General features: G+C 69.4%; 10 protein-coding genes. 7 read left to right on the forward strand and 3 right to left on the reverse strand.

Annotated elements, in window-relative coordinates; genetic code table 11:
• Nucleotides 1–80: 80 nt before the first annotated feature.
• The gene (gene eccB / locus AB0I28_RS33770) at nt 81–1,517 is read right to left on the reverse strand and encodes a type VII secretion protein EccB (protein WP_357499786.1); all 1,437 of its coding nucleotides are present in this window, start codon (nt 1,515–1,517) and stop codon (nt 81–83) included.
• 354 nt (nt 1,518–1,871) lie between these two features.
• Here eccB and AB0I28_RS33775 point away from each other — a divergent pair, with 354 nt between their 5' ends.
• Nucleotides 1,872–3,017: a S8 family serine peptidase gene (locus AB0I28_RS33775; protein ID WP_357499787.1), complete on the forward strand. Its 1,146-nt coding sequence runs from the start codon at nt 1,872–1,874 to the stop codon at nt 3,015–3,017.
• A 57-nt stretch (nt 3,018–3,074) separates the two neighbouring features.
• On the opposite strand, the gene eccD is transcribed toward AB0I28_RS33775, so the two are convergent.
• Nucleotides 3,075–4,469: a type VII secretion integral membrane protein EccD gene (gene eccD / locus AB0I28_RS33780; protein ID WP_357499788.1), complete on the reverse strand. Its 1,395-nt coding sequence runs from the start codon at nt 4,467–4,469 to the stop codon at nt 3,075–3,077.
• Between the two features lie 194 nt (nt 4,470–4,663).
• On the opposite strand from eccD, the gene eccCa reads away from it, so the two are divergent.
• The 3 genes from eccCa (at nt 4,664) to AB0I28_RS33795 (ending at nt 9,410) form a co-directional block, all read left to right on the forward strand.
• Nucleotides 4,664–8,641 (forward strand): type VII secretion protein EccCa, encoded by a 3,978-nt coding sequence (gene eccCa, locus AB0I28_RS33785; RefSeq protein ID WP_357499789.1) that lies wholly within the window; start codon nt 4,664–4,666, stop codon nt 8,639–8,641.
• Between the two features lie 160 nt (nt 8,642–8,801).
• Nucleotides 8,802–9,101, forward strand: a complete 300-nt coding sequence (locus tag AB0I28_RS33790) for a WXG100 family type VII secretion target (protein WP_357499790.1) — start codon at nt 8,802–8,804, stop codon at nt 9,099–9,101.
• Nucleotides 9,102–9,131: 30 nt separating this feature from the next.
• Nucleotides 9,132–9,410: a WXG100 family type VII secretion target gene (locus tag AB0I28_RS33795; RefSeq protein ID WP_357499791.1), complete on the forward strand. Its 279-nt coding sequence runs from the start codon at nt 9,132–9,134 to the stop codon at nt 9,408–9,410.
• A gap of 74 nt (nt 9,411–9,484) precedes the next feature.
• Here the strand turns inward: AB0I28_RS33795 and AB0I28_RS33800 are convergent, their stop codons facing one another.
• Nucleotides 9,485–10,933, reverse strand: a complete 1,449-nt coding sequence (locus tag AB0I28_RS33800) for a hypothetical protein (RefSeq protein ID WP_357499792.1) — start codon at nt 10,931–10,933, stop codon at nt 9,485–9,487.
• 167 nt (nt 10,934–11,100) lie between these two features.
• On the opposite strand from AB0I28_RS33800, the gene AB0I28_RS33805 reads away from it, so the two are divergent.
• Genes AB0I28_RS33805 through AB0I28_RS33815 form a run of 3 tightly spaced genes read left to right on the forward strand, consistent with a single transcriptional unit; the run spans nt 11,101 to nt 13,982 of the window.
• Nucleotides 11,101–11,814 (forward strand): hypothetical protein, encoded by a 714-nt coding sequence (locus AB0I28_RS33805; RefSeq protein WP_357499793.1) that lies wholly within the window; start codon nt 11,101–11,103, stop codon nt 11,812–11,814.
• Between the two features lie 44 nt (nt 11,815–11,858).
• Nucleotides 11,859–12,155 (forward strand): hypothetical protein, encoded by a 297-nt coding sequence (locus AB0I28_RS33810; protein ID WP_357499794.1) that lies wholly within the window; start codon nt 11,859–11,861, stop codon nt 12,153–12,155.
• 57 nt (nt 12,156–12,212) lie between these two features.
• On the forward strand, nt 12,213–13,982 hold the full coding sequence (locus tag AB0I28_RS33815) for a hypothetical protein (protein WP_357499795.1): 1,770 nt from the start codon (nt 12,213–12,215) through the stop codon (nt 13,980–13,982).
• Nucleotides 13,983–14,243: the final 261 nt, after the last annotated feature.

Genomic DNA, 14,243 nt, shown 5'->3' on the forward strand with positions numbered 1-14,243 from the left:
GGTGCGGGCGGCCTTCGTCACAGATCCCCGACGCGCGAAGGCCCGGACACCGTCGTGTGTCCGGGCCTTCGGGAGTCGCGCTAGTTGGCCGGCGGCGGGCTGGCGCCCGACCCGATGTCGCTGACCTTCTGCAGCGCGGCCGGCTGGCTCAGGGTCACACCGGAGGGCAGCAGCGACAGGATCGAGCCGGGGATCAGCACCGGCGTGACCTTGCCGTACCCGAGGGCGTCCTTCGGGTTGCAGCTGTCGGAGGCCAGCAGGCCGTACTTGGTGCCGGACTGGTTGACGAGGTAGATGGTCTGCCCCGACGTGGCTCCCGGCAGCGGTGCCTCCTGTGCCAGGACACCGTTTCCGCCGGGCAGGACGGCGCGCTCGGCGAGGCCGGTGGTGGCGCCGTCGATGAGCTGCGTGTTGTCGGGGACGACCAGCTGCTCGGGCGTCGAGTCGTAGACGACGAGCTTGACGCTGGGGTGCTCGGCGGCGGCGTCGTAGGTCGCGCACAGCGCCGGGTGCGGGCCGGAGAGGTCGCGCAGCGTCGGCACGAGCTGCGGGAAGCCCTCGGGCTCGATGGTGCCGCTGGTGGCCAGGGCCGCGTTGGCGTCGGTCGGGGTGATCGAGATCGGGTCGGCGTCGGTGATGAGTTTGGCGGTCACCTGGCCGATGGGGACGAGGCCGCCGTCGGTGAGGACGTAGTAGGCGCCGGCGGCGATGTACACCGTGCCGATGTTGGAGGGGCTGCTGGGCACGGGCTTGGTCGCCGGCTGGCCCTCGTTGGGGATGTCGGGCTTGCGCAGGTCCGGCCCGGCCTGGAAGGACTCGATCACCTTGGCGGTGACCGGCGTCGGCGTCGCCGAGATGCCCAGCGCGAGCATGGCCAGCGACTCGATGCGCATCCGCCGCTCGTTCCACAGCAGGTACGTCAGGCTGTCCTGCCCGTCGACGTTGACCAGCATCGCCTGTCCGCTGACCTGCGTGCCCCCGGGGAGGTTGTCGACGGCGACCTGCGTGATGAGGTTCCCGGAGTTGGGGCGCGGCGTCGAGCTGCACACCTGCCAGGGAGCGGCGTCCTGGAGCAGGTTGTCGGCCATCGGAAGGTCCGGCGGCGCGTCGGGAATGCCCAGAGGAAGGCCGCGGGAGAGCGTCTTGAGCGAATTCTGCGACATGCTCACCGGCTTGAGTTCGGCCTGGTTGAGGATCAGTCGCGCCGAGGCGTAGTTCAGCACCGGATAGAGGGAGGCCTCATTGGGATTGTCGAGTGCGGCCCAGAGATAGAGGACTCCGGTTTCCTCTTCGATGATGAGGGTGCCCGCCTCCGGTTTTCCGCCGCCGGGTTTGAAGATCCCGTAAACCCCGAAGATCGCGGCGATGATCGCCATGACCATGACGCTGCCGAACACCGACATCCCGATGCGGCGCATGGGGGTCTCGGTGCTTTCCGGGTCGCCGACGAGCAGCGCGGATACCAGCCGGTGCGTGACGAAGCGGTGAGCCTGGACCTGTTCCTTACGCGATCGCATCTGGGGAAACCTTCGCGGGGGTGTCGTCGGTGGAATGTGCGGGGTTGTGGCGTGCCACCACGATAGGGCCTGCTGTCACCCCCGCTTCCCGTGGCCGGTGGGGCCGCCGGAGACAGCGCGGGCGCGTACCGGATCGGCCGGTTCGGGCCGTTTGTAGGTTACGGCCGCCCGGGACCGCCCGACAAGTCCCGCCGCAGCGTATCGGGCCGATGGGCGCCGTCGTCCACAACGGCGGCGGCGACGGGCGCGAGCGCCCCGCCGCGGTGGCGCGATCGGTGCGAAGTCGGGCCTTTGGCCCGGGCGCGGGCATCGGTATGGTCGCAGTGGACCGGCTACCGAACGGAGGCAGGGCAGATGACCGCACGTGCGAGGTCGGGCGTCGTCGGGGGAGGTGCCGTCGCACTGGGGTTCGCCATCGCCCTGCTGACGCCGGGCGCCGCCGCCGCGCAGATCGACGGCTGGCAGCTCGACGCCATCAAGGCGGCCCAGGCGCAGGAGGTGTCGACCGGCGAGGGCGTCGTCGTCGCGGTGCTCGACACCGGTGTCGGCGAGCACCCCGACCTGGAGGGCCGCGTCCTGGACGGCAAGAGCTTCGTCGACGGCGATCCGCGCCGCGACCAGGACGGGCACGGCAGCGACATCGCCGCGCAGGTCCTGTCGGTGGCGCCGGACGCGAAGATCCTCCCGATCCAGGTGACCACCGGCGGGGACGAGTTCACCTTCGCCCCGGCCGTCGAGGGCATCCGCTGGGCGGTCGACAACGGCGCCCAGGTCATCAACATCTCGCTGGCCGGCAGTGTCGCCACCGACGACGCGATCAACGCGATCCAGTACGCGCTCGACAAGGGCGTCCCGGTCATCGCGGGCACCGGCAACGACCCCTCGGCCGAGGTCGGATCCCCCGCCTACCTGCCCGGTGTCGTGGCCGTGTCGGGGTTCGGGGAGTCCGGTGAGCTGTGGGACGGCGCCACCACCGGGCCCGAGACGGTCCTCTCGGCGCCCGCCGAGAACATCCAGGGCATCATTCCCGACGGTCCCGGCACCGACGCCGGTTACCGCGACGGCGGCAGCGGCACGAGCATCGCCACGGCCCTGACCTCGGGCGCGGCGGCACTGGTCAAGGCGAAGTTCCCCGACGCCTCGGCCGCCGACGTCGTCAACCGGCTCATCACCACCGCCGAGGACGCCGGCGCGCCCGGCCGCGACGACGAGTACGGCTTCGGGAAACTCGACGCCTACGCCGCCGTCACCGCCGACGTCGCGCCCGTCGCGGCCAACCCGCTCGGCGAGCCGAAGAGCGCCCTGTCGCAGACCTCGGCCGTCGCCGAGGAGGACTCCACCGGCGGCCTGACCCCCGGGGTCCTCATCGGCGCCGTCGCCGGAGGCGTCCTGCTGGTCGTCGCCGTGATCGTCGTGATCGTCGTCCTGAACCGCCGCGGGCGCCGCAAGGCCCCGCCGCAGCCCGGCCCCTATACCTATCCACCCCCGCCGGCGCGCTGACGCGAAGAAGGCCCCCACCGCGAGGTGGGGGCCTTCTTTCCTTACGACGTCGCGCGCTCAGCCGCTGAGGCTGCGCATCCACGCGTACAGACCGCCGATCCAGCCCGCGAGCGGGACGATCGCGACGATCAGCAAGACCTCGATGATGTCGAGCGTGCGGCCCCAGACCGGCGAGATCCGCTTACCGGTGACCGCCAGGCCGTAGAACACCGCGATCAGGGTGAGGATGAGCAGACCGCCCAGCACCGCCGAAAGACGGACGACCGTCGACGAGGCCACGAACACCGCCAGCGTCAGCATGCCCAGACCGGCGATGCCGGCCGTCAGCAGCGGAACCCGGGCGGTGCGCACGACCAGCGTCCGCGCCCGCGACAGCAGCACGGCCGACAGGACACCGGTCAGGATCCAGCCGGGGACCCCGCCGTCGAGGGCGAGCGCCACACAGCAGCCGAGGCTGATGACCGCGATCGTGCCGTACATGGCGGTCAGGAAGTCGTTGGCCCGTGCGCTGCGGTCGAGGGCCTGGGCGCCGTTGACGGTGTAGGCGTCCGACTTGAGCTCCTCCACGTTCTGGGGGAGCTGCGGCATCGGAACGCGCGCCAGACGCAGCGACATCATCGGCGTGAGCGGGATCAGCGCGAAGGACAGCCCGGCGATGATCGCCGCGCCGAGGGCGGCGTTGCCGTCCAGGACCATCGACGCGATCGAGGCGATCGCCAGCGCGACCGAGCAGCAGGCCGCGCCGAGGAACAGCGGCGCGCGGTCGGCGACGGCGACCAGCGCCAGCACCGAGAACACCAGCGTCGCCGAGGCCGCCATGACGACGTTGGCTGCGGTCAGTTCGGAGACCGTGCGGTCACCGGCACCGGCGAGGAGACCGCCGACACCCGCGAAGACCAGCGACACCAGCGCGAACGCCACGGCGGCGTCGGTGGCGCGAAGGGCGCGGGCGAAGATCGCCGAGGTGCTGAGCAGGATCGTCGCGACGACGAAGGCGGTGACCGCCCCGTACAGCTGCGGCGGTCCGGCCAGCAGGACCGCCAGCGCGCCCGCGAGCAGCGCGCACACCCCTACGGTGAGGCTGAACTTGCGCGTCGAGTGCTGGTCCCAGCGCGAACCGCGATTGTTCGTCGCGGTCGCCACGGCCTCGATGACGTCGTCGAAGACCATCTCCGGCGCCATCTTCTGGCGCATCGTCAGGTAGAGCAGTTCACCGTCGCGGACCGACAGCTGAGCCGTCGTGCGCCCGGTGTCAAGAGGCTGGCCGCCCAGCCGCGCGAGAACCCAGCCGCCGTGGCCGGCGCCCTCGTCGGCCAGTTCCTCACCCGCGTGGCGCAGAATCGTCGGCAGCAGCTCGGCCAGCGGCACCTCGGCCGGCAGCGCGAGATCGACCCGGGTGTTGGGACTGACGATCGTGACCCGGGTCAGTTCCCCGTTTGCGGTTGCGGCCACGAATGGCTCCTCCCATGAAGCGACAAGCACCATTTCGCGGCCCAGAAGGGTGGTGAGAGGCCACGCTGGCGAGAACTGCGGCCCAGCGTACCGATGCACGCAACTCAGGCGCACGACCCCGGTCGTTGGACTCCGGGTTGCGCGGCTAAGTATCGTCTAGCTAACCCCGCAATAGAGTCCGAGAAGGGCAACCGGTGAGCACCGAACTGTTCAAGCGGCCACCCCGGCGCCGTGGACCACAACTCCCGCGCGGCGAACTGCTGCTCGAATCGCCACCGGAGCTTCCGGAGATCCTGCCGAAGAGTTTCGGCCAGCTCCTGATGCTCCTGCCGATGCTGTGCGGCGCGGGCGCGATGATGTTCATGATGGCCGGCCGCAACGGCGGGACGATGCAATACGTCGCCGGTGGCCTTTTCGGCGTCTCCATGCTCGGAATGGCCATCAGCAACCTCGGCAACACCGGTGGTAAGGACAAGGCCGAACTCAACGCCGAACGCCGCGACTACATGCGCTATCTCGCGCAGGCCCGCCGGCGCGTTCGCCGTGCCACCGACCAGCAGCGCGCGGCCCAGCAGTGGCGCCACCCCGAGCCCGACAGCCTCTGGTCGATCGTGGCCTCCGGCCGGATGTGGGAACGCCGCAGCACCGACGACGACTTCGGCGAGGTCCGCGTCGCACGCGGACCCCAGCGCCTCGCGGTGAAGATCGTGCCGCCGGAGACCAAACCGGTCGAAGACCTCGAACCCATGAGCGCCGTCGCGCTGCGCCGCTTCGTGCGCACGCACAACTCGGTCCAGGACCTGCCGATCTCCATGTCGATCCGGTCCTTCAGCAAGGTCGTGCTGCGGGGCGAGTACGACATCACCACCGCCATGGCCCGCTCGCTCATGTGCCAGCTGGCCGCCCTGCACTCGCCCGACGACCTCATCATCGCCGTCGTCGCGGCCGCCGAGCGCATGGACAACTGGCGCTGGACCAAGTGGCTGCCGCACCTCCAGCACACCAGCCGCGTCGACGCCGCCGGCGCCGTCCGGCTGGCCTTCGAGGACATGATGAGCCTCGAACGGGCACTCCAGGAGGAACTGGCCGGCCGGGTGCGTTTCGGACCCGAGGCCAAACCCCTCGTCGGCGCACCGCACATCCTCGTCATCCTCGACGGCGGCGAGGTCGGCCCCAACTGCCAGCTCGCCGGCCGCGGACTGCTCGGCACCACCGTCGTCGACACCTCCGGCTACGTCCCCCGCGACTCCGGCCGCTTCCTGCTGTGCCTGGAGTCCAACGGCGACTCGATCTACGTCGACCAGGGCAACAAGCAGAACTCGCTCGGCAAGCCCGACCAGATGTCGATCAGCCAGGCCGAGGGCGTCGCCCGCCAGATGGCGCCCTTCCGGCTCTCCCAGCAGGCACAGGCCATCACCGAGGAACCCCTCTCGAAGACGATGGAACTGCCCGACCTGCTCGGCATCGGCGACGCCGCCGCGCTCGACCCGAACATCCACTGGCGCCCGCGCCCCATGCGGGAGTTCATGAAGGTGCCCCTGGGCATGTCGCCCGACGGCAACGTCGTCGACATCGACTTCAAGGAAGCCTCCCTCGAAGGCATGGGACCGCACGGCCTCATGGTCGGCGCGACCGGCTCGGGTAAATCCGAGGTGCTGCGCACCATCGTGGGCGCGCTCGCCGCGACCCACTCCTCCGAAGAGCTCAACTTCGTCCTCGTCGACTTCAAGGGCGGCGCGACCTTCGCCTTCCTCGACGAGATGCCGCACGTCAGCGCGGTCATCACCAACCTCGCCGACGAGATCGCCCTCGTCGACCGCATGCAGGACGCGCTCGCCGGTGAGATGGTGCGGCGCCAGGAACTCCTGCGCGCGGCCGGCAACTACGTCAACCGGCAGGACTACGAGAAGGCCCGCAAGGCCGGGGAACCGCTCAAGCCGCTGCCGGCGCTGATGATCATCTGTGACGAGTTCTCCGAGATGCTCGTCGCCAAGCCGGAGTTCATCGACCTGTTCGTCCAGGTCGGCCGCATCGGCCGGTCCATCGGCGTGCACCTCCTGCTCGCCTCGCAGCGCCTCGAAGAGGGCAAGCTGCGCGGCCTGGACACCTATCTCTCCTACCGGATCGGTCTGCGGACCTTCTCGGCCATCGAGTCGAGGGTCGTGCTCGGCGTCGCCGACGCCTACGACCTCCCGCAGGCTCCCGGTCACGGTTATCTCAAGGTCGGTACCGAGGTCATGCAGCGCTTCCGCGCGGCATACGTCTCGGGCGCCTACAAGCCCACCGGCAAGGCCCCCGGCCTTCCCGGCATGGCGACACGGCGTGAGGAGATCGAGCTCGTCGGCTACGACCTCGACTACCTGCCGATCATCGAGAAGCCCAAGGAGAAAGAGGTCAAGGTCGAGGCGCCCAAGGACGCCGAGGGCAAAGAGATCTCGATGCTCGAAGTGATGGTCAACAAGATGAAGGGGCACGGGCGTCCCGCCCACCAGGTGTGGCTGCCGCCGCTCAAGGAGCCCCCGACCCTCGACCGTCTCCTGCCCGCGCTGGGCGTCGACCCCAACCGGGGTCTGACACCGGTCGGCTGGAACCACAACGGCCGGCTCATGGCCGTCGCCGGTGAGGTCGACCGTCCGTTCGAGCAGCGGCGCTCCCCGTTCGTGATCGAGCTCGAAGGCGCCGGCGGCAACGTCGCCATCGTCGGCGGGCCGCAGTCGGGCAAGAGCACGATGCTGCGTTCGATGATCGCGTCGCTGTGCCTGACGCACACACCGCGCGAGGCGCAGTTCTTCGTCCTCGACTTCGGCGGCGGAACGATCCGCGGTCTGGCCGACCTCCCGCACGTGGCCGGTGTCTACGGCCGCCGCGAGGAGGAGGGTGTGCGGCGCACGATCTCCGAGGTGCAGAACATCATCGAGGAGCGCGAGGCGCGGTTCACCGAGAACGCCATCGACGGCATCGCCGGCTACCGGCGCCTTCGGGCCCGCGGCGAGCACGGCGACGACCCCTACGGCGACATCTTCCTGATCGTCGACGGCTGGGCGACGCTTCGCGAGGACTACGAGCAGTTCGAGGCGAAGCTGCTGTCGATGGCCGGGCGCGGCCTCGGTTTCGGCGTGCACATCATGATCACGGCCAACCGCTGGTCGGAGATCCGGGTGAACATGCGCGACATGATGTCGACGAAGCTGGAACTGCGGCTGGGCGACCCCTCGGAGTCGGAGCTGGACCGCCGCGCGGCCCGCAACGTCCCCGAGAAGACCCCGGGCCGCGGCATGACCAAGGAGAAGCTCCACTTCCTGACGGCAGTGCCGCGCATCGACGGACACCAGCGCGAGGACGACCTCGTCGAGGGCGTCGGCGACATGGTGCAGAAGGTCAAGGCCGCCTGGAACGGCCCGACCGTGCCGAAGGTCCGGCTCCTGCCGCGCGAGCTCAGCCTCGCGGAGTTGCAGGAGGCCGCCGGCCGCAGGCACAAGGGCATCGCGTTCGGGCTCAACGAGGCCGGCCTCAAGCCGGTGTTCGCCGACTTCGACGACGAGCCGCACATGATGATCATGGGCGACTCCGAATGCGGCAAGAGCAACCTCATGCGCCACTTCGCGAAGTCGATCGTCGACACCTACACGCCCGACCAGGCCAGGATCATCATGGCCGACTACCGGCGCGGAATGCTCGGCGCCATCGAGGGCGACCACCTGCTCGACTACTCGATGAACGCCACGCAGTTCGAGAAGACCGTCGGGGCGGTCAAGGCGCGGCTCCAGTCGCGCCTGCCCGGTCCGAACGTGACTCCCGAGCAGCTGCGCGACCGCACCTGGTGGACCGGTCCGGAGGTGTTCTTCCTGATCGACGACTACGACCTGGTCGCCGTCGGACGGTCCAACCCGCTGTCGGCGCTCGCGGAGTTCATTCCCCAGGCGCGCGACATCGGCCTGCACATCATCCTGGCGCGCCGCATGTCCGGCGTCGGACGGGCGATGATGGACCCGGTCATGCAGCGGATGAAGGAACTCGACGCCCCCGGCCTGATGATGGACGGGCGACGTGAGGAAGGGGCGGTCCTGGGCACCCTGCGGCCGAGCCGCCAGCCACCGGGACGAGGCACCCTGGTGCGTCGGCGCGATGGCGAGCAACTGATCCAGACCGTCTATCGAGGTCCGGTCACCTGACCGGCGCGCAACGGTGCCCCCGTCGCCGGAGAAAACTTCACGGCGGGGGCTTGCGCGGCTCGGATATGGTGGCCAGAACAGAAGTCGGGTGAGTCCCGTGCTGCTGACACACCAGTGTCATCAGCTGACGTTACGGCAATAGCAACAGGGAGGTTGTCCGGTGGCGATTACCGCTGATACCGCGACTATTCAGCAGGCTGCTCAGGACACGCAGACTGCCAAAGACGACATCTCCGGCAAGCTCACGCAGCTGCGGGGCGCCATGGAGAACCTCGGCGCGGGATGGGGCGGCCAGGCGGCGGCTTCGTTCGGCCGGGTCATGGAGGCCTTCGACAAGGAGGGCCAGGACCTGATGACCGCCCTCGAGAGCATCGCCGAGATGCTGCGGTCGACCGGTGTCGCGATCCAGGAGAACGAGGACGCGGCCAACGACGCCATGGGCAAGTTCAGCATCCTCTAAGCCCTCTCAACAACGAAGGAGTAACAGACCATGACGATTAAGGTCGATTACGCCGCCCTTGAGCAGGGCGCGGCGGACATGAAGTCGATCGCTCAGGAGATCGAGAACACCGTCAACGATCTCAAGGGCAAGCTCGCGGCGGTGACCTGGGACGGTACCGACCGTGACGCCTACCAGGCCCAGCAGGACGAGATGAGCCAGTCGATCAACCAGATCCAGGAGCTCCTCACGCAGATCGGTGGCGCTGTCAACCAGGCCAACGAGAACTACCAGGCGACCGAGCAGGGCAACGCCAAGAACTGGGCGTAGTTCGACTCGAACGAACCGGCGGCACCGATCGTCCCCAGTGGGGGCGGTTGAGCCGCCGGTTTCGTGTGTCCGGCTCAGGAGTAGAGTTCGGCCGCTTCGACGAGGCGTACTTCGCCCCGTGAGGCGGCCTTCTCCAGTTCGGGGCTGAATCCCGTGCCGCCGAAGCACAGCAGCCGGGTGCGGTCGGTTCCGCGGTGGCCGGCGGCGGCGAGCAGGTCACGAAAGCGTTGCATTCGTGCCAGATCCGACATCTCCATCGGCCGGTCCCAGGCCGTCAAGCCCAGGGCCGCGAGCTCGGGGCGTTCGGGGTCGGACTCGTCGAGTGCGACGAGGTCGACGGTCTGGAGCGAGGTCCGGTCGGGATCCCGCAGGGTGCCCGTGCCGACGCGGGCGGGCCGTCCCTCGAAGAGATCGCTTGGGGCGTAACGCTTCGCCCAGGTCCGGCAGACATGGGCGAAATGCGGCTTGAGGACGAAGTCCGACCAGCGGTCGGCGCGGTACTTCCAGAGGTATTCGAGGATGTAGCCGCGCTGGATGCGGCCCATGTCGACGCGCATCATGCCCACGAAGAAGTTGAACAGCGGTTCGCCGACGCGGTAGTGGATCCGGCCGGCTTCGAGCAGGTCGGGGGAGCGCTCCAGCAGGCCGGTCGCGGTCAGCACGGCCAAGTGCCGTCGCAGTTTCTCCGGCGGGTGCTGCATGCGCGCGGCGATGAGGTCGAGCCTGGTCACCCCGAAGGCCACGTGGAACGGGATGGCCCGGTAGTAGCCGATGTCGCTGGGGCCCGGTTCGTCGCGCAGGGTGCGGCGTGCGGCGTCGAAGAGCGGATGCCCCACGTGCAGGACGGTGCGCCGGGTGAAGGGGCCGAAGTCGCCGGGACCGGACGGCGGCTCGGCGACCCAGTCGCGGTGGACGGGAGTGCCGCCGACGATCGCGTGGAGCGGCAGCGCCACGGCCGGATCCCCGATGCCCCACCAGGAGGCCATGCGCCGGTAGTCGTGGCCTTCGAGGCGCAGATCGAGCACCGCGAGGTCCCGGAAGGCGCGGTCGCGCAGCAGCGGGCGCTGCTCGGAGGACACCGCCGGGCCGGCGAGGATCAGCCGCGCCCGGGAGGCGCCCGGTGCGTCGCCGGCGAAGGCCGCGGTGACGGCGCCGGTCAGTTCGGCGAGGGGGGCCTCGACTTGGTCGAGACCGTCGACGACGACGGGGATCTCGCGGCCGCGGCCGAGGTCGAGCAGCGCCTCGAAGGCCTGCGGGAGGCTGGTGACCGTCGGTGGCGGCGAAGCCGTGAACCTCCCGATGGCGGCGGTCACCTCCGCGAGAAACGCCTGGTAGGAGCAGCGCGGCACCGCGAAGTAGAACCCGCCGGTCTCCCGGCACAAGGCCCGCAGCAGCGTCGACTTGCCCATCCGCCGCCGCCCCGAGACCAGGCCCAGCGTCGCGTGCGGCCGACCGCCCGCGGCGAAGGAGGCCAGCTCGGCCCACTCGGGTTCGCGCGCGTCGACGTCGGCGGGTGGGCGCACGTCCACTACTCCTCACTAGGCTTGAAGACGGTCAGTCTAGCCAGCGCCGCGACTCCCGAAACCGTGCCGTTTCGCGCCGGAATCGGGCGTCACGCCGTGTTGACGGCATTGGATAGCATGGGCCAGCAGGATCCGAGGTTCACCCCCATCACAGAAACCAGTGACGCATGAACCAACAGACTTCGTCCACGACGACCGGGACCCCGCGCCGCGGGCGAATCCGGGTCGCCGCCGGCCTGGTGCTGAGTGCCGGCCTGCTGCTGTCCGCCGCCGCTTGCGGGGACAAGGGAGACACCGGGAGCGGCGGTGACGACCCGGCGACCATCGCGGAGGCCGAGATCGCCGTCATGAAGGTCTGTGAACAGGTGAACCTCGATCCGTTGACGGCCAAGGTCGGCGGAGAGTTCGAAACCGGCCCCGAGGACGTCGGCAAGGGCGCGGGCGCCGACGCCGGCGGGCCCCAGTGCACCGGGCAGATCACGCTGCCCGAACTTCGCGTCAACGCCAACTCCGAGCCCTCGGAGATGACCAACGCGAACCTGAACGTCGCGGTGATCCCCTACTCCAGCAACGACGGGGCCGCCGCCGAGTTCGACAAGCGCACCACCGAGGTCACGGGCCTGACGCCCGAAGGCCAGGCTGTGACCGATCTGAGCGGGTCGTGGACGAAGGGGAAGGTGATCAGCGGGGACGGCACCAGCACCTCGCAGGTCTACGCCCTCGTCCAGCAGGACAGCTACCTGCTCAAGATCCAGCTCAGCTACCCCAGTGACGCGGAGTACGAAGACAAGTACCCGTTCACCACGGCGGACCTCGCGGCGGTGTTCCAGGAGATCATGACGCCCTTCCATGCCGCGGTCACGGCCAAGGTCGGGGGCTAAGCAGTGCAACTCATTGAGACGGATACGCAGGGAGGGTCCGGAAAATGACCGGGATCCAGTTTAGTGACGAGGCGCTTTCGGCGTTTCAGACCACGGTGCGCCAGCAGCTCGACCTCGTCGAGGACACGATCATCGCGAAGCTGAAGGGCGACCTGGCCCTCGAACCCGCGTTCGGCAAGTTCCCGCAGGCCGTCCAGGCCGCCGAGAAGTACAAGACCAACTTCGGCTCGGCGTGGACCGACGTCCAGGGGCTGCGCAACGCGCTCAAGGCGATCGACGAGGCCTGCACCCAGACTTTGAAGAACTACGGCAAGACCGAGGAAGACAACACCGCCAAGTAGGGGGCGAATCCTCGGTAGGGGAGCGCCGTGACGGACAGACGAGAGTAGTGAGAAGAGATGACTACCACCCCAGGGGCTGAGGAGATCGAGGCCGCGCCCGAGGTCACCAAGCTCAACATTTCCACCGCCGGCGGGTCCGGTGGCAGTGAGAGCCTCGGCGTTCGCCAGGAGAAGTGCACCAAGAACGGTTGCACGCTGGAAGCCTTCCAGACCGACCAGCGCGCGTGGGAAGAGCTGTGGGCCGGGCGCCACGACGAGTCGCCGAACCCGTCGCCGCCCGACCAGTCGAAGGAGACCTCGCCCAAGCCGGCCGACTACGAGGCCGCGATGAACGCGATCCGTCCCGCCGGCTCGGAGAAGCACGCGCTGTCCACCATCAAGGAACACTGGGTGACCGGTGTCCAGGGTCCCCTCAACGACGTCTGGACCGCGCTCGACGGCGCCTTCCAGAAGCTTGAGCCGGAGTGGAAGGGCAAGGACTTCGACGAGTTCGCCAAGCGCGTCACGGCGACGATGGACTTCGTCGACGAGATCCTGGTCGACGTCTGCGGCGAGCCCAAGGGCAAGAACGTCAAGGGCGACTCCAAAGAGAACATCGTTCGCGGTCTGACCGACATGGCCCAGACGCTTCAGACGAAGCAGTCGAGCTGCCCCTTCCCTGCGGCGAAGGTCTGGTCCTACGAGGAGACCGACGGCACCAACGAGGACCGGGTGCACATCCGCCCGCCGTGGACGCCCGGCGACTGCAAGGACATGTCGCTGGAGGACGCCGCGAAGGTCCTCGTCAACGGCATGGAGAACGCCGGCACCGAGTTCCGCGGTCTTGAGACGCAGTGGGCCAACCACTTCAAGCAGACCGACTGCAACATCGGCGACCACACGTCCTTCTGGATGGGCGACGAGGACATCAAGGCCCAGGACACCAGCTGCAAGACCCTCCCGCCGGAGGAGCAGCGCAGCCAGGCCGATGCCAACAAGATCGCCAACCAGTACGTCAGCAACATGGCGCGCGGCATGAAGGACGAGGTCCTCGAAGACTACGAGGGCAAGTACAAAGAGGTCTACGACGACATCATCGAGCGTCGTGACGGTGCCAACACCACCTACACCGAGCAGCACCCGCAGCTCGACCCGAACAAGCCGCCGCCCCCGAACACGCCCGGCCAGGACGGCGGCAGCTCGCCGACGCCGAGCCTCGGGAGCCCTCCGGGATCCTCCGCGATCCCGCCCGGCGGTCTGCCGGACAGCCCGAAGATCGACCCGCCCCCCAGCTACACCCCGCCCCCGACCGACACCGACATTCCGGGCTACGACCCGGACACGCCCCCCACGCCCGACATCACCAACCCCACCGACCCCTCCGACATCGACACGCCCGACTACGGCGGTCTGGAGAGCGGTGGCGGCGGCTTCACCGGCGGTGGCGGTGGCTTCGGCGGCGGCGGTGGCGGCATCGGTAACCCCGGCGGCATCGGAGCCGGTGGCTTCGGTGGCGGCGGTGCCGGTGCGGGTGCCGGAAGCCTCACCGGCCCCGGTGGCATGGGCATGATGGGTGCCGGAGCCGGAGCGGGCGCCGGTAAGGGCGCCGGTGCGGGCAAGGGCGCCGGTCGCGGCGGTATGGGCATGATGGGCGGTGCCGGCGGAGCCGCCGGTGGCGGCCGTGGAGCCGGTGCCGGCAAGGGCGCCGGTGGCGCGGGCATGATGGGCGCCGGCGGTCGCGGCGGAGCCCACGGCAACGAGAACGAAGAGCACGGCACCTGGCTCACCGAGGACGACGACGTCTGGGGCACCGACGGCGACGACTCGCCGCCGTCGCTGCTGAGGTAGCGGCTCGGGCTGGTTCGAGTCGGGCTGAGCTCGGCTCGGACGTGAGCCCGAGGGTGAGACGACCAGGCCGGTGGCCCGGAACCGAAGGGTTCCGGGCCACCGGTTTTTGGTGGGGGGCGTGGGGCGGACGCGGGCGGTGCCGGGCCGTGTGTGACGCCGGGCCGTGCGGGGCGACTTGTGGCGAAGAGCCTCCATCCGGCCGCCTCTCCGGCGACTCGCTCGCGGAGTGCTGGCCGTTCGTGGTCGCGTGTGCGGTTCGCG

Source organism: Phytomonospora sp. NPDC050363 (assembly GCF_040655735.1).
Lineage (GTDB): Bacteria > Actinomycetota > Actinomycetes > Mycobacteriales > Micromonosporaceae > Phytomonospora.